General features: G+C 44.4%; 21 protein-coding genes and 1 pseudogene. 16 read left to right on the top strand and 6 right to left on the bottom strand.

What is annotated here, in order from left to right; genetic code table 11:
* Nucleotides 1-1,423: pseudogene (locus tag Xsto_RS21870) on the top strand (hypothetical protein); the annotation flags it as partial.
* 79 nt (nt 1,424-1,502) lie between these two features.
* Here Xsto_RS21870 and asmA read toward each other — a convergent pair.
* The 3 genes from asmA to udk form a co-directional block, all read right to left on the bottom strand.
* Nucleotides 1,503-3,356: an outer membrane assembly protein AsmA gene (gene asmA, locus Xsto_RS07780; RefSeq protein WP_099124689.1), complete on the bottom strand. Its 1,854-nt coding sequence runs from the start codon at nt 3,354-3,356 to the stop codon at nt 1,503-1,505.
* Between the two features lie 204 nt (nt 3,357-3,560).
* Complete coding sequence (dcd, locus tag Xsto_RS07775; protein WP_099109185.1) at nt 3,561-4,142, bottom strand: dCTP deaminase; 582 nt, start codon at nt 4,140-4,142, stop codon at nt 3,561-3,563.
* A 48-nt stretch (nt 4,143-4,190) separates the two neighbouring features.
* Nucleotides 4,191-4,832, bottom strand: a complete 642-nt coding sequence (gene udk / locus Xsto_RS07770; RefSeq protein WP_099109184.1) for a uridine kinase — start codon at nt 4,830-4,832, stop codon at nt 4,191-4,193.
* Nucleotides 4,833-5,366: 534 nt separating this feature from the next.
* Here udk and Xsto_RS07765 point away from each other — a divergent pair.
* The 8 genes from Xsto_RS07765 to Xsto_RS07730 all read left to right on the top strand — a co-directional run bounded on the left by Xsto_RS07765 (nt 5,367) and on the right by Xsto_RS07730 (nt 13,656).
* Nucleotides 5,367-6,077: an AraC family ligand binding domain-containing protein gene (locus Xsto_RS07765; protein ID WP_169926607.1), complete on the top strand. Its 711-nt coding sequence runs from the start codon at nt 5,367-5,369 to the stop codon at nt 6,075-6,077.
* Between the two features lie 7 nt (nt 6,078-6,084).
* Entirely contained in the window at nt 6,085-7,683 is a 1,599-nt protein-coding gene (locus tag Xsto_RS07760) for a hypothetical protein (protein ID WP_099124687.1), read from the top strand.
* A 34-nt stretch (nt 7,684-7,717) separates the two neighbouring features.
* Complete coding sequence (locus tag Xsto_RS07755; RefSeq protein WP_099124686.1) at nt 7,718-8,812, top strand: GTP cyclohydrolase II; 1,095 nt, start codon at nt 7,718-7,720, stop codon at nt 8,810-8,812.
* On the top strand, nt 8,809-9,555 hold the full coding sequence (locus Xsto_RS07750; RefSeq protein WP_099109180.1) for a DUF6939 family protein: 747 nt from the start codon (nt 8,809-8,811) through the stop codon (nt 9,553-9,555). The genes Xsto_RS07755 and Xsto_RS07750 overlap by 4 nt, the downstream gene beginning before the upstream one ends.
* Nucleotides 9,556-9,637: 82 nt before the next feature.
* The gene (locus Xsto_RS07745; protein WP_099124685.1) at nt 9,638-11,026 is read left to right on the top strand and encodes a phenylacetate--CoA ligase family protein; all 1,389 of its coding nucleotides are present in this window, start codon (nt 9,638-9,640) and stop codon (nt 11,024-11,026) included.
* Nucleotides 11,023-12,081: an Ldh family oxidoreductase gene (locus Xsto_RS07740; RefSeq protein ID WP_099124684.1), complete on the top strand. Its 1,059-nt coding sequence runs from the start codon at nt 11,023-11,025 to the stop codon at nt 12,079-12,081. The genes Xsto_RS07745 and Xsto_RS07740 overlap by 4 nt, the downstream gene beginning before the upstream one ends.
* Nucleotide 12,082: 1 nt before the next feature.
* On the top strand, nt 12,083-12,886 hold the full coding sequence (locus tag Xsto_RS07735; protein WP_099124683.1) for an HpcH/HpaI aldolase family protein: 804 nt from the start codon (nt 12,083-12,085) through the stop codon (nt 12,884-12,886).
* 347 nt (nt 12,887-13,233) lie between these two features.
* Nucleotides 13,234-13,656: a DoxX family protein gene (locus Xsto_RS07730; RefSeq protein ID WP_099124682.1), complete on the top strand. Its 423-nt coding sequence runs from the start codon at nt 13,234-13,236 to the stop codon at nt 13,654-13,656.
* A gap of 141 nt (nt 13,657-13,797) precedes the next feature.
* On the opposite strand, the gene Xsto_RS07725 is transcribed toward Xsto_RS07730, so the two are convergent.
* Together Xsto_RS07725 and Xsto_RS07720 are read right to left on the bottom strand one after the other, a co-directional pair.
* Nucleotides 13,798-14,400, bottom strand: coding sequence for a DJ-1/PfpI family protein (locus Xsto_RS07725; RefSeq protein WP_099124681.1), 603 nt, complete (start codon nt 14,398-14,400; stop codon nt 13,798-13,800).
* 155 nt (nt 14,401-14,555) lie between these two features.
* On the bottom strand, nt 14,556-15,296 hold the full coding sequence (locus tag Xsto_RS07720; RefSeq protein WP_099124680.1) for a hypothetical protein: 741 nt from the start codon (nt 15,294-15,296) through the stop codon (nt 14,556-14,558).
* A gap of 247 nt (nt 15,297-15,543) precedes the next feature.
* On the opposite strand from Xsto_RS07720, the gene yiaA reads away from it, so the two are divergent.
* Nucleotides 15,544-16,005, top strand: a complete 462-nt coding sequence (gene yiaA, locus Xsto_RS07715; RefSeq protein WP_241537908.1) for an inner membrane protein YiaA — start codon at nt 15,544-15,546, stop codon at nt 16,003-16,005.
* A gap of 188 nt (nt 16,006-16,193) precedes the next feature.
* Here yiaA and apbC read toward each other — a convergent pair whose 3' ends face one another.
* Nucleotides 16,194-17,306, bottom strand: a complete 1,113-nt coding sequence (gene apbC, locus Xsto_RS07710) for an iron-sulfur cluster carrier protein ApbC (RefSeq protein WP_099124679.1) — start codon at nt 17,304-17,306, stop codon at nt 16,194-16,196.
* A gap of 411 nt (nt 17,307-17,717) precedes the next feature.
* On the opposite strand from apbC, the gene Xsto_RS07705 reads away from it, so the two are divergent.
* The 6 genes from Xsto_RS07705 (at nt 17,718) to Xsto_RS07680 (ending at nt 25,544) form a co-directional block, all read left to right on the top strand.
* Complete coding sequence (locus tag Xsto_RS07705; RefSeq protein ID WP_099124678.1) at nt 17,718-18,980, top strand: MFS transporter; 1,263 nt, start codon at nt 17,718-17,720, stop codon at nt 18,978-18,980.
* 237 nt (nt 18,981-19,217) lie between these two features.
* On the top strand, nt 19,218-21,245 hold the full coding sequence (metG, locus tag Xsto_RS07700; protein ID WP_099124677.1) for a methionine--tRNA ligase: 2,028 nt from the start codon (nt 19,218-19,220) through the stop codon (nt 21,243-21,245).
* A gap of 139 nt (nt 21,246-21,384) precedes the next feature.
* Nucleotides 21,385-21,864: a CidA/LrgA family protein gene (locus Xsto_RS07695; protein WP_099109168.1), complete on the top strand. Its 480-nt coding sequence runs from the start codon at nt 21,385-21,387 to the stop codon at nt 21,862-21,864.
* The gene (locus tag Xsto_RS07690) at nt 21,858-22,553 is read left to right on the top strand and encodes a CidB/LrgB family autolysis modulator (RefSeq protein ID WP_099124676.1); all 696 of its coding nucleotides are present in this window, start codon (nt 21,858-21,860) and stop codon (nt 22,551-22,553) included. Before Xsto_RS07695 ends, Xsto_RS07690 begins: the two co-directional genes overlap by 7 nt.
* A gap of 160 nt (nt 22,554-22,713) precedes the next feature.
* Entirely contained in the window at nt 22,714-23,598 is an 885-nt protein-coding gene (gene cdd / locus Xsto_RS07685; RefSeq protein WP_099109166.1) for a cytidine deaminase, read from the top strand.
* Between the two features lie 248 nt (nt 23,599-23,846).
* Nucleotides 23,847-25,544, top strand: coding sequence for an NAD-dependent malic enzyme (locus Xsto_RS07680; RefSeq protein ID WP_099109165.1), 1,698 nt, complete (start codon nt 23,847-23,849; stop codon nt 25,542-25,544).
* Nucleotides 25,545-25,667 lie beyond the last annotated feature (123 nt).

Below are 25,667 nucleotides of genomic sequence, written 5' to 3'. Positions count from 1 at the left end.
CGCAGCGGACGTAGATGCCTATAACAAGGCCGAAACCGATGCGCTGATTGCGCCCGTTCAGCAGGATATCGTGCAGGCAATGAAACTGGCAGATACCGCTAACCAAAATGCCACCAGCGCCATCAACAATGCGGAAAGCAAAGTCCCGTTAACCCGTAAAATTAATGATAAAGAGCTGGTCAATGATATCCGCCTGATCGCAGCGGACGTGGATGCCTATAACAAGACTGAAACCGATACGCTGATTGCGCCCGTTCAGCAGGACGTCGCACAGGCAATGAAACTGGCAGATACCGCCATCAAGGAGGCAGAAAACAAAGTTCCGCTAACCCGTAAGATCAACCATAAAGAGCTGGTCAATGATATCCGCCTGATCGCAGCGGACGTGGATGCCTATAACAAGGCCGAAACCGATGCGCTGATTGCGCCCGTTCAGCAGGATATCGTACAGGCAATGAAACTGGCAGATACCGCTAACCAAAATGCCACCAGCGCCATCAACAATGCGGAAAGCAAAGTCCCGTTAACCCGTCGGATAAACGGGAAAGAATTAGTCAATGATATTAAATTGATAGCGTCTGATGTAAATGCTTACGATAAGGAAGAAACTGAACAACTTATTGATGGCGTCAAAGAACTAGCCAATGCTGCCAATAATAATGCCGATAGCAAAGTACCAGTGTTCCGTACGATAAATAATAAAGCATTATTGACAGACATTATGCTGAACGCATCTGATGTAGATACCTATGCTAAAGGAGAAATTGATCAACAAATTAATACCGTCAGAAAACTAGCAAATGATGCTAATAATAATGTCAATGGTAAAGTCCCACTGACCCGTACAGTGAACAATAAGGCATTACTAACAGATATTACCCTCACCGCATTAGATGTAGGCACTTATAATAAAAGCGAGATCGATTCCCGCCTAGACAAAGTCACTAAAAATGCTAATGGCCGGCTGGCAAAAGATGAGAATGGTGCCGATATTCCGGACAAAAACGCGTTCGTAAAAAATATAGGATTAGGTGATTTGATTGGTTCAAAAATTGAATCACAATTAATCGGACAAGATGCTACGATCATTAACCTTGGGAAAATTACTCAAATAAGCGGCGTAGCGATAGCCGGTACACCAATTAAGCAAGAAAACACATCGATTGTCGGTGGAGTAACGTACTATACCAATTATTACAAAATACGGTTACCGGTCAGCCTGCCCAATGGCATTATTTCGTGTCACGCCAGTATCGCTTGTAATAATTTCGATAACCAAGGCCCAAGCCATCTGGCTGATGTTAGAACCCAAAGAAGTAATTCGGATGGAGTAGGATTATCGAAAGATACTTTAACCATATCAGTTACCACACCAGAATTAGGCTGGACTCCTGAGTTTTATTATGAAGTAACCGGATATTAACAGTCGCAGGGAGTAAAATACCCGCTTTATTACTCATCAGGTGATTGGCAAATTAATCACCTGATGATGCTCAAATTATCTATTTCTCTGCGGCTTTTTTCTTATTCTTACTGCTATCAATATTATCAAACCAGTTCTTTATAGATTGTTTAACTTTTTGTTGTAATTCATCGTGCAAGATGGGTTCAACATTCAGAGCATATTGCAAATTGTTCCAATCACCATAAATCCGCAATGGTACTTTTAATTTTTCTAAATGGCTGACTAACTCATTTTGTTGCCCCCAGCCACCAGTTAACTGCACCAGCAATGCAACATCAACATTTTGTTTCAGTAAGTTTGCCTTGCCCTGCCCTTCAATCTTTGAATGCTCAGAAGTTGCAGAAAGGCCGTTAATTTTGATTTCGCCTTGCGCCAGTTGTGCCTTTACTGACAAATTTTGTGCGCCAGTAAAGCTCTGCGTATTCGTGGGCTGTTTAACCTGATCGGTTACTCGTGAAAAAGATTGCTGAATCAACATTGGAATATTCAACCCATCTAAACGCGCATTTTTTAGATTAACGTTCAGGTCTCCCTGCCAATAATGAGCGACGGCATATTCATCATACCCTTCCCCCAAAAGATCTCCGTCCAGCGCTAACTGTCCACTGAATACTGACGGTAAATCCAATGCTTTCAGCAGAGACTGTAAGTCAATATTTTGTAATAAAGGTTTCGCGTGTAGTTTAGCCGGATTGACCGTTGCATCAACCGTTGCAGGAAGCGCAAAATATCCCCCAAATGCATTACCACCCAGCCTTAAGATATTTGCCATTCCTTCGTTATTGACAGCCTTGAAAACAAAGTTATCAATATCCATTCCCTGATAAATAAATTTATTTGCTTTAAATAACAGGTGAGCATCAAATTCTTTCAGGAAACTGAGATCATAATTGGATAAAGGTGTAACTGATTTTGCAATCACTGGCCTTACCGAGTTATTTTCCATCCGGTAATCAATTTTTTCCTGAAAACTATTCTTTGCTAATTTATCCCATCCCAGCAGGTTATCTAAATTTAATTTGGGTGAAGATAAATTGATGGAATAGGCCGGTTTATCTTTCAGATGAATATCCACTCCACCAGCTAATTCGCTCTCATTTACCTTAAGCGCAATTTTTTGTAACGAAATAAATGAAGAAAAGGCATCATATCGTACATTAGCTGAACCCTCCCCAGTAATACCTTCTGAGGGTAAACCAACACCTGTAAGCTGATATTTAAACGAATTCATATCGCCAGTTACATGCTGTGGATAATCAGCAATATTAATGTCAGCATCAAGTTCAAAAGCAAATTCCTGCTGATTTTTATTAATCTTACTATTAAGCTCAAGATTAATATGATGCTGATCCTGACGCTTCATCAGCAGGTTAATATCCCGTATGTTTAACTGCGAATGGGTGTTGGTTTGCCAAATTAGCAAACTGTCTTCTACTTTGATCCTGTCAATATTCAATTTCCAACTGTGACCATTGCCCTCTACCGGATAATGAATATCACTTTCCGGTGCAATAGGCGCTTCAGGCTTTTGTTGTGGCTGGCTATCAGGTGTATGGCGGAAAACAGCCCCTTTGAGCATGACTTCCTTAACCGCCAACTGATGGGATAACAGAGGCAATAATTCGACATCCAGACGCATATTTTCTGCCACAATTGCAGGCTTTTTTGCGCCGGGAGCAGTCAGTGATACCTGTCCGGTTAAAATACTCAGTTTTGGCCAGACATGCCAACGCAGATCATCCTGTAACACGAGCTGGTAGCCACTCTTTTTTTGTACTTGTTTTACTATGTAGTTACGAAAATCGTTCGGATTAATCAACATGACTAATGCCGTCAGACCTGCAACAACTACGACTAACAAAATAATGAGTGTCGTCAACAATCTTTTCATGACTTCCCCAGTCTCATGTCCACAAGATGATTATTTTCACCAAATGACTATACCCTTCGTCTTTCAAGCTGCCTCTTTGTTGGCTTGCGCTCGTTCACCCCAGTCACATAGTTATCTATGTTCCAGGGGATTCTCTCCCTTGCCGCCGCGAAGCAACTCGAAATTCATTAGGTATATTTTACTAGATATCTGCATCAGAAAAGATTAGTCCTCGCTGATTCGGCTCCCTACAGCTCCTTTCTGATTTTTATATTTGGCATCCTGACGTCGGTTATAAGGACGTTCAGCATCACCTGAAAGCGGTTCAAAGCTTAAAGCACCAATGACCATTCCAGGGCGCAGAGCTAATGGCAGTTTTCCTGAGTTATAGAATTCCAGAACAATTTGACCCTGCCAGCCCGGATCGATCCGATGAGCCGTAACATGCACCATCAGCCCAAGGCGGGCCAGAGATGATCGACCATCCAACCACCCAACAAGATTAGCAGGCAATGTGACAGATTCCAGTGTGACTGCCAGTGCCAATTCACCGGGATGCAGAAAAAAAGCTTCCCCATCCGGTAAAATTATTTCATCGCTCATGACACGATCAAGCGCAGCATTGACTTCAGCCTTAGGGCCGCTCAAGTCAATATAAGCAGCGGTATGACCACGAAAAACGCGAAACTGATTCCCAAGGCGAATATCCGCAGTTGCCCCATTAATACGTTCGACGGGAGGACGTGGGGTAATTACCAGTTTACCTTCATCAAGCCATTTAATAATGTCACGGTCACAGAGTCGCATTACTTCCTCTCAAAGTACGATGATTCTTATGAATACCTGTTTAACAGGTTATTCGCAAAATTGGCCAATTTTAGCTTTCAGTATGTCAATAGCCACACGGTTTTTACCACCACGGGGAACAATAATATCCGCATATTGTTTTGATGGCTCGATGAATTGCAGGAACATCGGACGGACAGTTTTCTTATACTGTTCCATTACAGAATCCAATGAACGCCCACGTTCATTTACGTCACGCTTAATGCGACGCATCAGGCAAATATCCAGTGGTGTATCAACAAAAATAGAGAAGTCCAGTTCCTGACGCAAACGCTTATCTGTTAATAACAGAATACCTTCAAGGATAATAACGCGCTTTGGTTCGAAGTGGATGGATTTTGATTTTCGTGTGTGTTCAGCGTAGTCATATTGGGGCAAATCAATGGAGTTACCGGCTTTCAATGCCTGAATATGCTCGAACAGCAAATCGTGATCCATTGAACTTGGGTGGTCATAATTGACTTTAATGCGTTCTTCCATCGGGGTGTTAGTTTGGTCTTTATAATAACAATCTTCTGGGATAACACCGATATTATGATCGCCAACCTGAGCCCGTAATTCTCGATAAAGAGTGTTGGCAATAAGGCTTTTGCCCGAAGCGGAGGCACCTGCAATGCCTACGATTGTACACTTATGTGCTTCATCAGCCATACTAAAAATAACCTGGTTAGAAAGAAAAAATAAAGTGGGAAAAATAGCATTCTTTCATGCTATGTTTGGCGGATTATAGGGAGTTAACTGCCGCTATGCCAGCGTAAACAGGATAAGTCGCATTTTTTTCGATACGCTTCGCATAAAAATTCCACAATCACTTGTTCAAAAACAAAAAAATACCTGCCAAAGTAATATTCAAAATCCAAAATCAAGGCAATCCCTGAAATTATTCCTGAAAACCATACCTAAAAATAATCTGAAGATTGAATCCAAAGTAATTTCTCATTTTTTAAGGGAGGTGAAATGTTCGTTATTTATTTGATGAGCAAATGTTATTCATATGTGTTGAATTTATCCGATCATTAAATAAAGCAGGGGCGTATTTAATAAAAAACAAAGGATAGTGATGCATAAATAATATTGACGATTTATCGCACTGAGCTGTATTAAAAAGCATCTTTCGAAATGTTAACAATGCTAGTCCGATTAAACCTGATTTACATTTTAAATCTTAGTCTAAAGGAATTTGCTATGGAAATATTCGATATCATGCAGCCGCTATCGCGGTACGATCTGGACGTAAATTTTTCATCAACTCTGCATATCTCTGGCGGTCAACATACTATCCACGTCGAAGAGAATAATACTGCTTATGGATTCGTTCATCAGGGAGATTTAACTGTCTCCATCAATGGAACTTCACAACAACTACGCGAGGGGATGTACTTTTCCATTCCCGGGCCTGCGGAACTTTCTCCCTTTGTCGGTTTGATTTGCATCAGAAATGGCTACAAAGGCTTCCTGTCATTTGGCGGGCCAGTGGAACGACTGGGACGACTGAAATACATAGATGGCTGTTCCGATAGCCTTCTCATATCGCCGCCACTTAAGGGAGATCCCTGTCTAAACTACCTGTATGTTCCACCAAGGCTGAATCAAACAGCCCATACCCATCCTTCAGTTCGGATCGGGATCGTCATTGAAGGTGCAGGCTACTGTCTGACTGAAAAGTCGAAAACCGACCTGATAGCCGGAGGAATATTCTTACTGCCAACAGACGAAATTCACAGCTTCCATACTGATGATACCCCGCTGAGAATTATGGTCTATCACCCTGATTCTGACTTCGGCCCCACCCATGAAGCGCACCCGATGATTAATCGAACTTGGGTAGACGGTATTTCTTTAGCGGGAGAAAACCGCTATCGCACCCGCCAGATAAACGAATTCGGAACGGAATAAAATAAGCATGAAGCCTGATGTATATATCGGTTCACCCAATCCACAGGTAAGAGCAGATTCGTTGGGCGGCATACTGCCAACATTACCAGACTGGCTGACTCATAACCCGAAACCTGTTATCAGCCAGCTGCCTTGGCCTGTATGTTCGTCTCAGACAACGACAAATTCTGCGCTGGCTGCGCTGACAATGGGGGAATTCTCCCGCTCGCTCAAGCAGGCTGGCATTTGTGATCTCGGTGTCGTTCCCATCCCTGGTGCAACCGTTCTGCTTCCTTGGGGAGTGGCATTGAGCGAAATCATTGCCACAAGAATAAGAACGGCTTATCAGGCAATAGAGCTGGACGAGTACGCCTATCCGCATGTTGTGGCAGAAAGCTGTTTTGAACCTATGGCTGATTTACTTGATATAGAGCGTAATCTGTTGAGAGTCGCAACCACCATAGACACGCAGAGCCAGCGTGAGCGCGGTATATTACTTCCGACGGGTGAGCAGGTCATTGCCAGTCATTGGAAAAAAATGATCAACACACCAGACGTGATGCCAATCCGCATGTTCCAGCGAGCTCGCTATTTCCGTCCTCTCAGTTCGGCAGATCGCAGTGGTAAAGGGGTATTCAGTGCACTTGAAGCAGCTGACATATTCGAATTTCACTGCTGCCATCGGACTCCAGAAGCCGCATTACTCGATTTGCAACGTATAGATAGCTCCCTGACTTCTCTGTCTGCTTCTTTACCTCTACCACAAATAGTGGGCGTACGCCCTCCGTGGGGCAACCGTTCAGAACTGTATCAATGGGCTATAGGCAGCGATACTCCTCTCCCCAGCGGTGAATGCGTGCAAACGTCAGCGCTATATTTTCAGGGGCAGGAACTGTCTCGTCGTTACGATATCGGCTTTGGTAAAGGAGAACAAAGGCAGCATGCCTGGCAGTTGGATGGTTTTATCAGTCGCAGGGTGCTATACGCGCAGCTTTATCTGTCAGCCAGAGCCAATGGTTCACTTACTGTTCATCCCCGGCTTGCTCCCACACAAGTGGTTATTTTGGTACGTAGCCGACACGATGATGAAAAAGAACGCATGCAGGAGTTAGCTAGTATGCTGCAAGCTGCCGGACTTCGCCCTGTACTGCGTTACTGTGAGGAAAGTAAGGCGCTGACAACAGCACAAAAACACTGGCGAGATCGCGGTGTCCCTCTTCTGCTACTCTTTTTCGGCCGCCGGAACACAAACGACTCTCCTCGCATCCGTTTGCTACGCACTGATAAAGAGCTGGAGTTAGACCAACCGGGAAATAGCTCTGCGGACTGGCTGACTAAACAAGTCACTCACGCCATTACGGATGTGGAAAACGATGTAAATTACACCATTATTCATCAGGCTCGAAATCAAATCTCATTTGCCTCCTCGGAGGCTGAAGCATGTCAGGCATTATCAGCACGTCAGTGCGTTATAGCTCCGATCTGCCCCACCAGAGCCCACACAGATAAAGTGGCATCCTGGAAAATGGGCGAACTATGCAGTTTTACTGCTGCTCCCGAACCACAACCCTGCATTCTGTCAGGAAGGCCAACCTGGGCGCGGGCATTATTGTCACGCCGGATATAACGTTGCCTATCCCCACCACTTTAAGGAGAAGATCATGACATACAGCCATAACGAGCAACCAGAAAATACGATACTGGAAAATATAGTCGGCCCGGTTTCTCTTCCACTGAAAATTGACGAAAGCGTCAATTATTTTCAGCTTCATTACTTTGAATGTCAGGGCAAACGCTGGGCCTGCGCTACGCTGGGAGACCTTCACTCCATGCAGGCAGTGCCGTTACGGATCGAATCAGCTTGCTTCTTCGGACACGTCATGCACTCCCAACAATGCGATTGTGGCTTTCAGCTTGACGAAGCATTCCGGCGTATTGCCCGGAATAAAGGTGGAGTGGTGATCTATGGCATCGATCAGGATGCCCGTGGTTTGGGCATCGAAAAACACTTCCGCATTTATGACTACCGACAGAATGAAAATCTGGATACTGATGAAATTTATAAGCGTTTCCATGCGCCTCTGGATAGTCGCTCATATGAAGCGGTAACAGCTATCCTGCACTTCCTCGGCATACATAATATCTTATTAATGTCCAATAATCAGGAACGTTTGGCGTTTTTACGCAAGCAGGGATTCCAGGTAGAACGCGATGAGATTGAAGCACCACTGACACAATACAACATGGCAACAATGATGCTGGAAAAAGAGGATCTGAATTACCAGTGGAGTTTCCATACTCATGGCGATTGGTTGTTACCACTGCAACAACAGGCAGAGGAACACCCTGACTGCTATGTTGCCTGCGTAGTCAAAGACAACCGCGAAATTGTAGCTGACTGGATGGGAGAGAGCTGGGATGTTGCCACTTCACTGCTGGCAAAATTGAGCGATAGTAACAATCGTGTTGAAAACGGTTTAGCGGTTTACCTCAGCGATCTCCCCCGTCTGGACGAACTGGCTTTGTATGCCAAAGCAGGTGTGAGCTTTGTGGTTGTTCCCTTCCCTGTCCTGCCAGACTACCTGAAAGCTGAAGCGCGCCGTCTGGGGATCCGGCTACAAGACTGGGGACGCGAAAATAAATACAAACAACCGCGTCCACAATGGATTCTGGAAGAGCATAGTGATAGCCAGCATATTTACATCCGCGAAGGTGAACGCCGGGTGATACGTCTTAATCATGGAGGTATCGTTTGAGTTCTCAAACTATGCCCTATCAGGCTATTTTTGCCTCCAGACAGGAGGCACTTAACACCATGCTGGATGATACGTCGAATTATATGATGGTAGACAGTTTCAAAGGAGCGCCCGTTAACATGCGGGTGTTTGAGAGTTTTAATCCTTTCCATGTCTGGCCATCACCCTCCATTCCTGTACCGGGGCAGCCTAAACGGCTGGCCCAGTCCGTAGAATCCGTATGGCAGGGAGTAAAACTTGTCGATGGTATCACTGATTTTAACCAGTTCCTCGGCCAGCCAACTAAACGGCCTGAAGATCATGAACGTCGGCAATTAAAAAATTATTGCTATGCAGACAGCCTGTTCGTCTATGGTGATCGTCTGTTGGACTTGCTTAGCGCCCGATTTTTAATCTACCTGCCAACTTATCTTTTCATACTGGAAAAACTGGTACCCGAAGCATTACTGCGAGAGTTGAATCAGCACCTGACCTCTGTAGGGCCAGTACTGTTTTACGACTGGGATGCCAATCAGAACATTACTGACACCAGCAGCTCGTTCAGCCATTCAGCCTTGCTCGCGTCATGGTTCAACGGAACATTTGAAAATGACTATTGGACGTTAGCGCACCGCGTATTGCAGGAAAATGATTGGCTTACTTTCGACGCATCCATCAAAAATTTGCTTAATCGCTATTACGCTATACACAATGGATTTCAAGATGCATCGCGGCGGCAAGGGAGTAAATCCTTGGGAACATAGATAACTATGTGACCGAGGTGAGCGAGCGCAGCCAACAAAGAGGCAACTTGAAAGACGAAGTGTATATGCAGAGAGGGAAACTATGAAACTAAATACGAGTCTGGCCAACAAGCTATACTGGGTAAGCGAAAAGATGCAGGGTAAAGGCGAGGTCGCAAAACGATTGCAGTGGTTGGAAGAAACTCAATATCTGTCACTGCGGGAATGCCGAAAACTGCAAATGGAAAAATTGCACACATTACTGACACACGCTTATGAAAGCGTTCCCTACTATACCCGCGTTTTTAACGAGCGCGGTTTAAAACCCGATGATTTTAACAGCCTGTCAGATCTCACCAAATTACCGTTGTTGACCAGACAGGAATTAACTCAGCATCAGGCTGAATTGATTTCGACACGGGCTGACCATGCCACGCTGCAAACTAACTATAGCAGCGGCTCTACAGGCAAACGTGCCTGTTTCGTTCAGGATGCTAACTTCCGGCTATGGATGCGTGCCCACCAGCTTAGAACCTATCAGTGGTGCTCCGGCTGGAAAGTTGGTGAGCCATTTGCTTTATTGTGGGGCTCCTCCATCTATTGGAGCTTCAAAAGCGTTTCCGATCGACTGAAGAATCTCCTGAGTAACCGACGTGAATTTAACACTTTTCGGTTATCCCCTGAATTAATCGGAGAATTTACCCGGAATCTCGCCAGTTTTAATCCGGTACTGATCAGTACTTACACCAATGCAATGCACTTGATTGCCCGTCAAATGGAACGTGAATCGATACGTGTACCTGCATTGCGTGCAATACAAGGGACATCAGAACCACTTCCTCCAATCATTCGTGAACGACTGCAACGGGTATTCCGCTGCGAGGTTTACGATAAGTACGGTTCACGCGAGACGAATATTGTCTCCCACGAAAGCCCTCATCACGATGGTATGCTGATTCAAGTGGAAAATGTGGCGGAAGAATTCCTGCGCGATGATGGCAGTGCCTGCCAACTGGGTGAGACTGGCCGGGTCGTACTGACAACGCTTAATAATTTTGCCATGCCACTGATTCGCTACGAAACCAGTGATCTTGCCTCACCGATGGCAGGCAACTGTACCTCCGGGCTTGGGCTTCCGCGCATGAGCCATGTTGCAGGACGACAGCAGGATTTGATACTGACTCCAGACGGTGCCTATATCGATGCTTATTTGTTCTCTTTCTTGATCATGCGGTTTGAGGAAATTGAGTGGTTTCAGGTGGTACAGGATAGTCTGGAGAGTTTGCGAATCCGGCTAATGGTGCCTACAGGCATTTCCCGACAGCGTTGTGATGAAATAGTAGAACGTATCCACCATCACACTGGCTACCCGTTTCACATAGAATTTGAACAACTGGACAGAATGCCCGATTCTCCCACCGGCAAGTTCCGGCTATGTGTTTCGGCTCTCAGTGATATCGGCACCAGTAACCAAACGACGGTCAACTCATGAAGACTAAAATCGCCGTTCAGGAATTGCGTGAGCTTGGTCAGACTGCATTGATCCGGGCCAATACACCGGTGGAAGTTGCAGCTCTGGTGATGGATGACCTGCTAGAAAATGAATTAACAGGCTACCCCTCCCACGGTGTATTAAGGCTAGCGGATTATATTGGTGATATTCAATCCGGCGTACTTAATCCTGCCGCTATTCCGACTGTATCGCTGATCATGCCTAACATCGCTATTGTAGATGGCTGTAGAGCTTTTGGTGTCTTAGCTCGGCAAAAGTTAATACTCATATTGCAAAAACTGGCTCTGGAGCATGGAATCGCTATCGCCTGCCTGCGTGACGCCCATCACCTAGGCAGACTGGCGGCTATCGGTCGCTCTCTGGCAGGCTTCAATGACCATCCACTTGCTGTTATAGGATTCAGTAACTATCAGGGAAATGGGGCACGGGTTGCCCCGACTGGCGGCCATCTGGCGAGATTATGTACTAATCCTCTGTTGCTCGCCTTCCCAACCAATACAGCTGATCCTTTTGTATTAGATATGAGCACTTCAACTGTCTCTGAAGGCTTTATCCGGCGTCACGTCCAAGAGGAAAAACCAGTGCCACCCGGCTGTCTGGTCGATGCCGAAAAGAATGACATACTCGATCCTGCCAGTCTCTACGACATCCCACCACGGGCAACGATACAGCCACTGGGAGGCAACCTTGCCGGACACAAAGGATACGGGCTGGCCGTAGCAATGGAATTATTCTGCGGTGCGCTTGCGGGTGCCGGGCATGTAGCCAGACCGGGTACACCCGGCAACGGTGGCCTGTTTTTGGTTATCGATCCATCCAGAATGCCGGGGGGCATTGATACGATCCGGAGCGAGGCGGAAGCTATCATGAACTATTGTCGTGACTCAGGCCGCCCGGAAGCTCCGGCACGTATGCCCGGTGAAGGTTATTCCACCCGCCATAACGAGGCAAAAAATACAATAACGTTATCACTGCCAACTTCTGTGTTAGCTGAAATCCGTCGTCTTGCCGGTGTTATTCAAAAGGAGGTTTAATATGCGATCTGATAGTGAAATCCATCCCCTGCTGTCTGCACATAACCGCTGCAAAAACCGGCTGGAAAAAAACCTCACCTGTTTCGGTCTGTTTTTAGTTTCAGCGAGTTCTTTAATCGCAGAATGTTGTGCGGTACGTGGCCCCGACTGGTTATTAGTCGATATGGAAGCATCACCGGCTGACAGGCACGATCTGATCCAAATGTTACAAGCGATGAACGGATCTCGTTCCACAGGTATGGCTCGGGTGGCACGCAATGACCGCCAGCTGATAGAGGCAGCGCTGGACTCGGGGGCTATGGGGTTGATGGTGCCTAAAGTGGAATCCGCCGCTGAGGCTAAAATGGTCGCCGACTACGTTTATTATCCGCCTAAAGGAAAACGGGGGGTCAACCCCATACGCTGCTCGGGTTATTTTTCACGCCTGCCAGACTACTTTGCAGAAGCCAATGATTCACTACTTACTATCGTTCAAATCGAATCAGCCAGAGCAGTGGCTGCCGCCGATGAGATCGCAGCTGTTGATGGCATCGATGTGTTATTCATCGGAAGTGGCGATTTAGCCTGTGATCTGGGGCAGGCCGGACAGGTAGAAAGCCTTGAGATGGAACGAGCATTCGAGTATGTACTTGAAGCCTGTCGTAAACATGGCAAAACACCCGGTATATTCGCAAATAGTGTCGAGTTAGCTCACCGTTATGCCAGTCAGGGATTTCGTTTCATTGCGGTTGGCAATGACCTCAAACTCATTGCAAGCGGGCTGGAACAACAAATGTACGGTCTTGAAGGCACAGACTCTGCTTAAAAAATGTCATTTCCTAGTAGGATATACACTTCACCTTTCAGGTTGCCTCTTCATTAGCTGCGCTCATTCCCCCAACCACATAGTTATCTATGTTCCGGGGGGATTACTGAGGGGCTCCTGACTCTCACCGGAGGCCAGCCTTTGGCTGGGCAAATTCATTCCCGACGAATTTGTCTCTCCCTTACCGCTCAATGCACCTTGAAATCCATTGTATATATTGACCTCCAGTTAACTTGAGGTTTTATAGTGCCCATTTGATGTTTCCACTAATTGACAGAATATTGAGTCACACTCTCTATAAGTTGAGAAAAACAGTGTCTTCTACCTGAAAATTGTAAGGTGAAATTATGCAACGGTTTGTTGAAAACATTCTGGAAAGCTCTTGGCTATGGATTATCACTCGATTACTTATTTTGTTTATTTTTGTTCCATCGGGGCTTGCCAAGATTTTCGATTTCGAAGGCAGTCTGGCAGAAATGCGGGTTGCGGGTTTACATCCTGACTGGTTTTTTAATATTGCTTCCGCAATCGTCTTACTTTTCGGCTCAATATTGATCTTATTAGATCGCTTTGTCTGGCTTGGTGCAGCTACATTGGCTGTCTTTCTTTTGTTAACTATTTTTATTGTCCATACTTTTTGGAATTTTTCTGGCGAACATGCCAAGATCTCACTCTATTTTGCGTTTGAGCATACCACTGTGATCGGAGGGTTGCTGGCAACCGCAATGACGAGTCATTTAAGAAAAAAACTCAACATACATTTGTATTAGATGCAAAATTAAAAAATGAACAATAGTAATAGTGAAAATCCCCTTTCGTAGAAAGGGGCATTGATATATCCCGACAAGAGACGTTATTGCGGATAGTGAAGCAGTAAATACCTTTAAACAGAAAGTCATGTATCGTACTTTTTACACGTAAGCATCAGCCAACGTCTGGGCGATCAATGTTTCAAACTGTACTTCCTGCCCCGCTGGTATTAACTGACGGTGAATATTACGGCGCTTTTCATCATCGAATAAACGCTGGGCAACCCACCCTGTAAGATACATTGCTGATAAACAGCCTCCTGCGGTAGCGATATTGCCTTGAATAACAATCGGCGTGTTTTCCGGTTCAATGCCCATATCTCTAAAGCGCCCCATGGCATCGGGATGCGTGGTAACTTTTAATCCATCCAGTAACCCCAGTTTATGCAAGATAAATGCCCCCGAACAAATCGAACCTATTAGTTGTTTTTGTGGGTTGAGTTGTAATGCGTCCATAAAATCTGAATTAGCCAATGCCGCAGAGACTCCTTTATAACCACTACTGAAAACGACAACATCTGCATCGTTCGCTAATGCCACTGGCCCATCCGTTTTTACTGCTTGCCCTAGAGTTGATACATGCTCTGGTTTGGTTCCCAGTACTTTAACCTGCCAGTTCTGTTTTTCCCGACCAAAAATATCACGCATAAGGAAGTAGTCAATATCGGTAAATTCATCAAAGATCACTATAGCAATGGTATACATATACACCTCAGCAACAGGAAGACATTGTATGATGGCGCTGAAAGGCCAAATCCCAGAAAGAAGCTCAAAGCTTAAATGAAAACATTTTTACAGTACACATGATGATTGCTAATTAATTGGTCACTTTTATTGGCTAATTAAGACCAAAAAATAATTTATTGCTGAAATGGGTATTCTATACTTTCACTTATCTCAACCTTGATTGCTGATTTATCTGTAAATGAGGGCCAACCATATGACTTTTGTATAAATTTATAGGAATAATACTCTTTACCATCATCGATAAATTTCAGATTCAAAATGTTCCACCATCCATCATGGCAATGTAAGTTTTTTGCATAATCCTCTTCAGAAAAACATGCCCTGATCATTTGCATTGATGAAAAAGGAATATTTTTAAATGCCGCTTCATATGAACCATCATTATTAAGCATCATAAAATCAGCATACTCGTACTCAAGACCACCACCAGAATATCCTACTCCCCAATTCGAAACTAAGGCGACAGCCTGCTTAGTTTTACTCAATGGATATAATGCTGGATATATATAAACACCGTTATCATTCAATTCCTCATCAGGATCAGCTCCCTCATAACTATGTTTGTAGTTACCAAATTCCCATAATCCATCTTGAATGTAAGCACCATCTACTTTTTGAATTTTGATAAATTCAAGTGAGCGGTTTGTGAAATAAAATATATCCTCTCTCCCTCTCACTTTCCAAATTTTGGCTTCACGTTCACACTTCTTTTTTAGTACGTTACATACACCCAGATATTGTTCACTCCCTTCTTTCAACTCAACTAATACGGTTGGTTTGATTACGTTTAAGGTTTCGCTCGCCATCAAAGGGAAAGAGACAACCATAAAAAATAAAGCACCTATTCTTTTCATTATATTCATCCTAACCTAAATATATCCCGCAAATCTGTTACCAATATAGTCTTATTGATATCTCAACTTCAGAATGTTTATGCTATTTTTACATATCCAATTAAGGCGAAAAACAATCAGTAAACTGACAGAAAAAATGGATATTAACAGGATTTCTCATAAAAAATAAAAAATCTCATTAAGTAGTTCCTAAATTTAATCACTTTGGTATAGGATGGTTTAACTTTAATTTATGGAGATTATTTTTGTGAAGGATAGCGCTTCGTCAGATAATAAATTTACAGAATTTAATGCCTTTAACTTAATTTCTTGGATTGCTGTTATTGGTGGGATAGTTGTTTATCTCTCAGGGCTTTGGCGTTCAGATATGCAGTTAAATGAAAAAGGGTATTATTTTGCAATACTCATTTTAGGGTTATTTTCTTCAATTTCAATACAAAAAACGGTCAGAGATAAAGCTGATAATATACCAACAACACAAGCCTATTATATTGCTTGTATCATCGCTTTTCTTTCCTCTGTAGCATTAATCGCTATTGGTTTGTTTAATGCTGACTTACTGCCAAGTGAAAAAGGGTTCTATGGGATTGCTTTTTTCCTGTGTTTATTCGGCTCCATTGCTGTACAAAAAAATATCAGGGATATGGAACTGACTAAATCACCAATGAAAAAAGAATTTAATACTAAATCAATCAGTGAAGATGATTGAGGAAAAGGCCAGTATTAAGCTGTACTCAGTTTGCTGACAATAAAAGGGTTGAGACAGACTCCCTTACAAAAGTCTGTCTATACATTTCGTCTTTCAAATTGCCCTTTTTTGGCTTCTCTCTCTCACCCCAGTCACATAGTTTATCTATGCACTATGCGCCCGGGGATTAATTTCCCCCATGCCTAACATTAAACTGCCCGGAAAGAAATTTCCGTCGGGATTTTTTCTCCCTGCCAGTACATTTGAGCGGCGATATTAGCGGCAATTTCTCGGTAAATATCGGCAAATTGGCTATCAGGCTGGCTGATAACCGTAGGCTCTCCGCGATCAAGGTCTTCGCGCAGTGAAATATGCAGCGGAATTTTACCTAATAACTGGCACTCATATTTTTCCGCCAGCTTTTCAGCGCCACCCGTACCAAAAATCGCTTCATGGTGCCCACAGTTATTACAGATGTGTGTACTCATATTTTCAATAATACCTAACACAGGCACACTAACTTTCTGGAACATCACAATCCCTTTCATGGCATCAATCAGGGCGATATCCTGTGGAGTGGTAACTACTAACGCGCCAGTCACCGGAATATTCTGCGATAGCGTTAACTGAATATCACCCGTTCCCGGTGGCATATCAATAACCAGATAGTCCAGATCCGGCCACAGGGTATCCTGTAACATCTGCATAAGCGCCTTACTTGCCATCGGGCCACGCCAAACCATCGCGTTATCATCGGTGACAAGATAACCAATAGAGTTTGTCGCCATACCATGCACCATAATGGGAGCCATATGCTGACCATCAGGTGAGGTAGGACGTTCTTTGGCTGTTCCAAGCATACTGGGAACTGATGGGCCGTAAATATCTGCATCCAAAATACCTACTTTTGCCCCTTCCTGTGCCAAAGCCAGTGCAAGGTTCACCGCCGTGCTGGATTTTCCCACACCACCTTTTCCTGAACTGACCGCCAGAATATTACGGACTCCATTAATTCCCGGCAGGTTATTGGCCCGACGTAATGTACAGATATCATGGGAAAGCCGCCATTCGACGCCTTTTGCGCCAGTCGCATCTAATAAAGGTTGAGTAGTTTCTTCTTTCAGTACTCCAAAGGCCCGTTTCCATACGAACGGCATCATGAGTTCAATATGCAGTACTCCATCAAGCACAGTGCAATGATGCAGTGCTTTCAGAGTCATTAAATCTTGTTCTAACGTAGGATGCTTAAATGCTGCCAGTATTTTCGCAACGCTTTCTTTCAGCAGGTCAGGATTGGTCTGCTCGGGGGATTGTGAGTTCATCCCGGCTCCTTTTCATTTTCTTTTTCAACCTCAAACTGTCTGGCCATCATAACAGAAGCAAACAGCTTGCGATAAGGACACAAACAAAAGTGATGAAGTTCTCGCATTGTGCCAAAGCCTGTTAACGTTTTATGTTCATCATTGTTACTTCATTGAAGAGTTCGACTTAATAATCACCCGAGTCTCTTTCGCCCTATCCCTGCGAAGAAGTCAGGAGTTTCTTGCATTTGTTGATATTGGCATTCTTAAGCGGAGACCAAGCACACAAACTACCTGTGATAAAAAGTAAATCACGTTACATCCTTAGCTCTGGCTGTAAGTTTAACCCAAAGCACGATGAGAAACGAAAAGGTGGAGACAAAACATACTCAATGCATTCCGAATAATATTGCTTAAAATTAAGGTATTATCATGGCTGAAATATCATCGGCTCAACAAATAAACTCGTCTAAAGTAATGACTCATGTATTCTTGCCTTTTGCATTCGGGCACGGCATATCATTTCTGTTCCGAAATATAAATGCTGTCTTAACACCATTTTTGGTTTCAGCAATGTCATTGTCCGCAGGACAACTCGGAATCTTATCAAGTGCTTACTTTCTTTCATTTTCCTTAGCTCAACTGCCTGTTGGACTTGCCCTTGATCGCTATGGACCAAAAGGAGTGCAACTGTTTCTTTTAGGTATTGCCGTGGTGGGAGCGTTACTATTTGGTATTGGGCAGGACTTCACTACGTTATTACTAGCCAGGATCCTTATTGGACTGGGATTAGCAGCCTGCTTTATGGGGTCGGTCAAAGTGCTTTCCTTTTGGGTTCCTGACAATAAACTACCCTCTATTTATGGGTACCTACTGGCTGTTGGGGGATTAGGTGCCATGCTATCGACATTGCCGGTTGCCTGGCTGGTAGGTTTTATTTCCTGGCGAACGCTATTCTTTGCTATGGCTGGTGTAACTCTGATTGTTATGGTAGTTACCGCAATATGGGTTCCCAAAGACCCAATTGAACATAAAATGGTGAAGTGGCCACGGATTACCTCGCTAATTGAAGTTTACAAAGATCACTCCTTTCGCAAAGTCATCAGTTTGTTATTACTTCCTCATACAGTTGCTTTCGGGCTACAAGGATTGTGGATGGGAAAATGGTTACAGGATGTAGGGCATTACAGTAATAAACTCACTTCGGTCTATCTGTTTATAGGAATGGGAGCAGGCGTTGTCGGCTCACTTTTTGTAGGCACTATCACTGAATGGGCCGGTAAGTTCAATATTAAACCCATGGAAGTTGGCGGAATAGGCATTTTTTTGTTTCTGGTGATACAAGTTTTATGTGCTTTAAACATCCTCCCGTTACTACCGCTACTCTCTGTCGGATTTACTTTGATAAGCGCCATTGCTGGTCTGGAATACTCTATCGTGGCACAAAGTGTATCGCCAGCGATGACCGGGCGTGCTTCTACCTGTCTTAATCTGCTGATTCTATTTGGCACTTTTCTCATACAAACTATATTCGGTGTGATCATCGGTTTTTGGCCTATAGATGCAGCCGGGCATTATCCTCAGATCGCATATCAGGTAGCATTCGGATTTATGATCCTGCTACAGATCCCGGGTTTTCTAAGATGGCTACTCAGTGTCATTCAGCGCGGCACATTTAAATCAGTCAGCATATAACTTCAAAGTAAATGAGTTCAGGATATTGTCTTGATGCAGATAACTTATTCCGCATGAACCCTAACAATATACATACTGGCATGATGACTCGGTATAATCGTTTTTTAGCAAAGACAGTGATACCGGACATCATGCTGCTTAAAATCCTTCCTGAAATGTCAACCTCCCCTAGCGGCAATGCTCCTTATCAGGTAACATCAAAAACCCTTTTTAATTTATGGAAGTCAGATCCTAACTATGTCTCAAGTCGCGAAAAAATTATTGGTGACCTGTGCGTTACCCTATGCTAACGGTCCAATTCATCTCGGTCACATTTTAGAACACATTCAGGCTGATATTTGGGTTCGTTATCATCGAATGCGCGGCAAAGAGGTTCACTTTGTCTGTGCTGACGATGCCCACGGTACACCAATCATGCTGAAAGCTCAGCAGGCCGGGATCACGCCAGAAGAAATGATCGACAAAGTGCATCTGGAGCATCAACAGGATTTTGCTGGTTTTGCGATTAGTTATGATAACTATCACTCTACGCACAGCGAAGAAAACAGAGCTCTTGCATCCGAAATTTATCTGAAACTGAAGCAAAACGGCTACATCAAAAACCGGACAATTTCTCAGCTATTCGATCCGGAAAAAAGCATGTTTCTGCCGGATCGTTTCGTTAAAGGAAGCTGTCCGAAATGTAAGTCGGAAGATCAGTATGGCGATAACTGCGAAGTGTGCGGAACGACTTATGCGCCGACAGAGTTGATCAACCCGCGTTCAGTGGTATCCGGTGCAACACCAGAAATGCGCGAGACTGAGCATTTCTTCTTCGACCTGCCTGCGTTCAGCGATATGCTGCAACAGTGGACTCGTTCCGGCACCCTGCAAGAGCAGGTAGCAAACAAAATGCAGGAATGGTTTGAATCTGGTCTGCAACAGTGGGATATCACCCGTGATGCGCCTTATTTCGGTTTTGAAATCCCTGATGAGCCGGGTAAATATTTTTATGTCTGGCTGGATGCGCCTATCGGTTATATGGGTTCATTCCAGAATCTGTGTAACAAGCGTGACGACCTGAATTTTGACGAATTCTGGAAAAAAGATTCTAAAACTGATCTGTACCACTTTATCGGTAAAGATATCGTCTATTTCCACAGTCTGTTCTGGCCTGCTATGCTGGAAGGCAGTAATTACCGTAAGCCAACTAATGTGTTTGTTCACGGTTACATTACTGTCAACGGCACAAAAATGTCGAAATCCCGCGGAACTTTCATCAAGGCGGAAACGTATCTTAAACATCTGGATGCAGATTGCCTGCGTTATTACTACGCTGCAAAACTCTCTTCCCGTATCGATGATATCGATCTGAATCTGGAAGATTTCGTTCAGCGCGTTAACAGTGACATCGTAAACAAAGTTGTTAATTTAGCTTCGCGTAACGCCGGTTTCATCAATAAACGTTTTGGTGGCAAACTGGCAGATAAGCTTGCTGATCCTGCTTTGTATCAAAAATTTGTCGATGCGGCACAGGGAATTGAAGAAGATTTCACTAATCGCGAATTTGGTAAGGCGATACGTGAAATCATGGCGCTGGCAGATCTCGCCAACCGTTATGTTGATGAACAGGCACCGTGGGTTATCGCGAAACAAGAAGGCCGCGACGCCGATCTTCAGGCTGTCTGCTCAATGGGCATCAACCTGTTCCGCGTCCTGATGACTTACCTGAAACCAATTCTTCCGGGTCTGACTGAACGTGCAGAAGCATTCCTGAATACTGAACTGACTTGGGATGGAATTTCACAGCCACTGCTGAGCCATAATGTTTCACCATTTAAGGCACTGTTTAACCGTATCGAAATGGCTAAAGTTGAAGCTATGGTGGCGGATTCCACAGAAAGTATTAAGCCACAAAAAACCGTGACAGGCCCTCTGGCTGATGATCCTATTCAGGATACCATCACATTTGATGACTTCGCCAAAGTTGATATGCGTATCGCATTAATTAAACAGGCTGATTTTGTTGATGGTTCAGATAAGCTGCTGAGATTAGTTCTAGACCTTGGCGGTGAGACTCGTCAGGTCTTCTCTGGTATTCGCTCAGCGTACCCAGATCCGAAAGCACTGGAAAATCGCCTGACGGTTATGGTTGCTAACCTTGCCCCGCGTAAAATGCGTTTTGGTATTTCAGAAGGTATGGTGATGGCAGCAGGTCCCGGCGGAAAAGAAATTTTCCTGTTAAGCCCGGATAGCGGTGCCCAACCGGGTATGCAGGTTAAATAATTACCCGCATAATCTGACGAAAAATACACAATAAAAGTAAAAATGCGGGTTTTTTAAGCCCGCATTTTTTATGTGACGTGTAGCACATTTACAATATTAGTCGTATGATAACCCTCTTTATATTGAGGAATTATATGCTATGTCTTTCCTGAACGTGTTGCTGCTCGGCTGGCAATATCTGCGCGCATTTTCATTGCTCTATTTATGCCTCATTGTCGGAAACTTCACCTCAGCACACCTCCCCTTCTCTCTTCCCGGCAGCATCATTGGCTTACTTTTTCTGTTCTGTTTACTGTCACTCCAGATTATCCCCGCTCATTGGGTAAAACCGGGCTGTAATTTATTGATGAAAAATATGACTCTGCTCTTTTTACCTATCGGGGTTGGTGTCATGCAGTATTATCCACAACTCAGCCAACAGATAGTCCCGATTGCCCTTTCCTGCATTATCAGTACCGTTATTGTCATGATTACCGTCGCTTACAGTTCTCACTATATCCATCGCGAACGGAGCATTATTGGCACCCACCAGGAAGATCAACGATCACAAGAAAAACCTCTACAAAATAAACCATCACAAACAGAGCTTTCACAACAGGAAGGAAACAAAAAATGCTAAGCCATATCTGGTGGTCACTCCCATTAACTCTGTCTGTCTTTTATGTTGCCAAAAAATTAGCCGTTCGACTCAAATTCCCTATTTTCAATCCATTATTGATATCAATGGCGGTTATTATTCCTCTGCTGTTGTTAACTCACACGCCTTATCAGCACTATTTTGCCGGTAGCGAAATATTGAATGATTTATTACAACCTGCCGTTGTTGCTCTGGCCTTTCCGCTGTACGAACAACTCCACCAAATCCGGGCTCAGTGGAAATCTCTCATCAGTATCTGTTTTATCGGCAGTATCACTGCAATGATAACCGGCACAGCTATCGCTTTATGGGCAGGAGCCACACCTGAAATCGCGGCTTCAATATTACCGAAATCAGTTACAACGCCTATCGCTATGGCTGTGGCTCATTCCATTGGTGGTATTCCGGCAATCAGTGCTGCCTGTGTAATTTCTGTCGGTATTCTGGGTGCCATTTTTGGTCACAATCTGTTTAATGTATTGAAGATTAAAACTAAAGCCTCCAGAGGTCTGGCAATGGGGACAGCTTCCCATGCCGTCGGGACAGCCCGATGTGCAGAAATAGATCATGTGGAAGGGGCATATAGTTCACTGGCACTGATGACTTGCGGAGTTATTACTTCGCTGGTGGCACCGTTTTTGTTTCCTGTGCTACTACACCTGTTTAGCTAGTAATAATCATCAGAAAACTCGTTCAGATAGTAAAAATTTGACATAAGTTACTAAAATAATATTTTTGTTACAGAAATTTCATGAATTATATGGCATGCATCACATTACAAACCTGAGCACTCATCCTAGAATAACCTTTAATTAATTTGGAGATTATTTTATGCAAGCTCGTTTTCATGCTATCTGGTCAGAAATCACGCCTGAATTGCAAAAGGCGTTATTGCCCTATATTGGTAATGACGATTTTCCAGCTATGCTGACAGCAGAGCAGGTGGAGTCAATTAAGCAGACCTGTGGCCTTGATGATCATGCACTGGCACTGGCCCTGCTACCACTCGCTGCGGCCTGTGCCATTTCCCCTATCTCAAACTTTCATGTTGGTGCTATCGCACGGGGAGAGAGCGGCAACCTCTATTTTGGCGCGAATATGGAATTTACAGGTGTTGCATTGCAGCAAACTGTTCATGCCGAACAATCAGCCATCACTCATGCCTGGTTACGTGGCGAGAAGAAACTGGTATCCATCACCATTAATTACTCTCCCTGTGGTCACTGCCGACAGTTTATGAATGAATTAAACAGCGGAACACAGCTGGAAATCTGTTTACCTGATCGCCCACGCCTGACACTGGCCGACTATCTGCCAGAAGCATTTGGCCCACGTGATTTATCTGTCACTCAATTTCTGCTGGATAACACTCACCACGGCTATCAGCTCGATGCTGAAGATGAACTCGTTCTGACTGCATTAAATGCAGCGAATCAGAGCCATGCACCCTATAGCCAGTCCCACTCCGGTGTTGCCCTGATAGATGAACAAGATCGCGTTTATACTGGTCGCTATGCAGAAAATGCGGCATTTAATCCAAGCTTGCCACCTTTACAGGCAGCGCTAATATTAATGAATATGTCAGGAAGTGATTGCCATTCGATCAAGCGGGCAATACTTGTTGAGGGGCAAAATGGTCACCTGTCCCAGTGGAATGCAACCGAAGCTACTTTAAATTACCTCGGCTGCAAACAGACGGAACGCCACACATTCTGACCACCCAGCAAGGTTTTTGGGCAAAAGTGAGAAATTAAATAACATTTAATTAGCCAATTCTGTATGTTATCTCTCATTTTTGCTCATGATAAACATATTTAAGTAACATTTACTGTACTTATTTTTTTATCTTCTTAGGATCTATACACAATGGATTTCAAGATGCGTCACAGCCAACAAAGAGGCAACTTGAAAGACGAAGTATATGTAGCCGATTTTGTTATTGATTAGTCCAAAGAGTAAGCATCATGGAACTGGAACACGAAAGTAAACGTCCTCTTTATATTCCCTACGCTGGCCCCATCCTGTTGGAGTTTCCCCTGCTAAACAAAGGCAGCGCCTTTACGGAAGAAGAACGCAGCAATTTCAATCTGCATGGCTTATTGCCTCAAGCGGTTGAAACAATAGAAGAGCAGGCAGAGCGTGCCTATCGCCAATACCGCGATTTTAAAAATGACGCGGATAAACATATTTATTTGAGGAATATTCAGGATACCAACGAAACTCTTTTCTACCGGCTCCTTGACGCACATCTCAGCGAAATGATGCCTATCATTTATACACCAACCGTCGGTGAAGCGTGCGAACATTTTTCTGATATTTACCGCCGTGCCCGTGGTTTGTTCATCTCCTACCCGAACCGGGCTTATATTGATGACATGCTGCAAAATGCCACCAAACAGAATGTTAAAGTTATCGTTGTAACCGACGGTGAGCGTATTCTGGGGCTGGGTGATCAGGGAATTGGTGGCATGGGTATCCCTATCGGTAAATTATCGCTATATACCTCCTGTGGCGGGATCAGTCCTGCTTATACCCTGCCTGTCGTGCTGGATGTAGGTACAAACAATCCGCAGCGCCTGAACGACCCGCTCTATATGGGCTGGCGCCATCCGCGCATTACCGGCAAAGAATATGATGATTTCGTCGATGAATTCATTCAGGCAGTAAAACGCCGCTGGCCGAATGTTCTGTTGCAGTTCGAAGACTTTGCTCAGAACAATGCCATGCCATTGTTGACCCGCTATCGTAATGATCTTTGCTGCTTCAATGATGATATTCAGGGGACTGCTGCTGTTGCTCTTGGCAGCCTGATTGCTGCCAGCCGTGCCGCAGGCCGTCAGCTGAAAGATCAGACAGTCACCTTCCTTGGTGCGGGTTCTGCTGGCTGTGGTATTGCAGAGCAGATTATCGCTCAGATGAAATCAGAAGGTTTGAGTGATGAGCAGGCTCGTGCCCGTGTATTCATGGTCGACCGCTTCGGGTTACTCACTGATAAGCAACCGAACCTGTTAGATTTCCAAAGCGTACTGGTTCAGAAAAGCAGCACTCTGCACTCATGGGATGTCGACAAAGACAGCCTGTCATTAATGGATGTTGTCCGTAACGCCAAACCTACTGTTCTGATTGGTGTTTCTGGTCAGTCAGGCCTGTTCACTGAAGAAATTATCCGTGAAATGCATAAGCACTGTGAGCGCCCGATTGTCATGCCGTTGTCTAACCCGACATCCCGCGTAGAAGCCCGTCCGGAAGACATTATTAACTGGACGGAAGGTAAAGCGCTGGTTGCAACAGGCAGCCCATTCTCACCAGTACAGTATGAAGGTCAGGAATTCCCGATTGCCCAATGTAATAACTCCTATATCTTCCCGGGTATCGGATTAGGTGTTATTGCTTCAGGAGCCAAACGTGTAACAGATGACATGTTAATGGCAGCAAGCCGCGCATTGGCAGATTGCTCTCCTCTGGCGCAAACAGGCTCTGGCCCACTACTGCCATTGATTGATGACATTCAGGATGTTTCGCGCAAAATAGCCAAAGAAGTGGCGAAAAAAGCCCAGATTCAGGGTGTCGCAACGGTCACGTCAGAAGACGCTCTGGAAGAAGCGATTGAGCGTAATTTCTGGAAACCAGAATATCGCATCTATAAACGTACATCATTCTGATAATCTTAATGCCTGCCAGTATTTTCGGCAGGCATTTATCCCACAAAGCATATTTGTATTAATGTGGTTAATCCAACACTTGCTTCAATATTCCAAGTAAAGTAGCCTTTAATGACTTGTTCA

Origin of the sequence: Xenorhabdus stockiae (assembly GCF_002632825.1) — a bacterium.
GTDB classification, from domain to species: Bacteria; Pseudomonadota; Gammaproteobacteria; order Enterobacterales; family Enterobacteriaceae; genus Xenorhabdus; species Xenorhabdus stockiae.
The sequence above is the reverse complement of the archived record's forward strand: the minus strand, read 5'-3'. Positions and strand labels throughout refer to the sequence as shown.

Excerpts from the sequence above, each read along its gene's own strand:
- asmA (WP_099124689.1), bottom strand. The coding sequence starts at position 3,356 with ATGAAAAGATTGTTGACGACACTCATTATTTTGTTAGTCGTAGTTGTT.
- dcd (WP_099109185.1), bottom strand. The coding sequence starts at position 4,142 with ATGCGACTCTGTGACCGTGACATTATTAAATGGCTTGATGAAGGTAAA.
- udk (WP_099109184.1), bottom strand. The coding sequence starts at position 4,832 with ATGGCTGATGAAGCACATAAGTGTACAATCGTAGGCATTGCAGGTGCC.
- Xsto_RS07765 (WP_169926607.1), top strand. The coding sequence starts at position 5,367 with ATGGAAATATTCGATATCATGCAGCCGCTATCGCGGTACGATCTGGAC.
- Xsto_RS07760 (WP_099124687.1), top strand. The coding sequence starts at position 6,085 with ATGAAGCCTGATGTATATATCGGTTCACCCAATCCACAGGTAAGAGCA.
- Xsto_RS07755 (WP_099124686.1), top strand. The coding sequence starts at position 7,718 with ATGACATACAGCCATAACGAGCAACCAGAAAATACGATACTGGAAAAT.
- Xsto_RS07745 (WP_099124685.1), top strand. The coding sequence starts at position 9,638 with ATGAAACTAAATACGAGTCTGGCCAACAAGCTATACTGGGTAAGCGAA.
- Xsto_RS07740 (WP_099124684.1), top strand. The coding sequence starts at position 11,023 with ATGAAGACTAAAATCGCCGTTCAGGAATTGCGTGAGCTTGGTCAGACT.
- Xsto_RS07735 (WP_099124683.1), top strand. The coding sequence starts at position 12,083 with ATGCGATCTGATAGTGAAATCCATCCCCTGCTGTCTGCACATAACCGC.
- Xsto_RS07730 (WP_099124682.1), top strand. The coding sequence starts at position 13,234 with ATGCAACGGTTTGTTGAAAACATTCTGGAAAGCTCTTGGCTATGGATT.
- Xsto_RS07725 (WP_099124681.1), bottom strand. The coding sequence starts at position 14,400 with ATGTATACCATTGCTATAGTGATCTTTGATGAATTTACCGATATTGAC.
- Xsto_RS07720 (WP_099124680.1), bottom strand. The coding sequence starts at position 15,296 with ATGAAAAGAATAGGTGCTTTATTTTTTATGGTTGTCTCTTTCCCTTTG.
- apbC (WP_099124679.1), bottom strand. The coding sequence starts at position 17,306 with ATGAACTCACAATCCCCCGAGCAGACCAATCCTGACCTGCTGAAAGAA.
- Xsto_RS07705 (WP_099124678.1), top strand. The coding sequence starts at position 17,718 with ATGGCTGAAATATCATCGGCTCAACAAATAAACTCGTCTAAAGTAATG.
- metG (WP_099124677.1), top strand. The coding sequence starts at position 19,218 with ATGTCTCAAGTCGCGAAAAAATTATTGGTGACCTGTGCGTTACCCTAT.
- Xsto_RS07695 (WP_099109168.1), top strand. The coding sequence starts at position 21,385 with ATGTCTTTCCTGAACGTGTTGCTGCTCGGCTGGCAATATCTGCGCGCA.
- Xsto_RS07690 (WP_099124676.1), top strand. The coding sequence starts at position 21,858 with ATGCTAAGCCATATCTGGTGGTCACTCCCATTAACTCTGTCTGTCTTT.
- cdd (WP_099109166.1), top strand. The coding sequence starts at position 22,714 with ATGCAAGCTCGTTTTCATGCTATCTGGTCAGAAATCACGCCTGAATTG.
- Xsto_RS07680 (WP_099109165.1), top strand. The coding sequence starts at position 23,847 with ATGGAACTGGAACACGAAAGTAAACGTCCTCTTTATATTCCCTACGCT.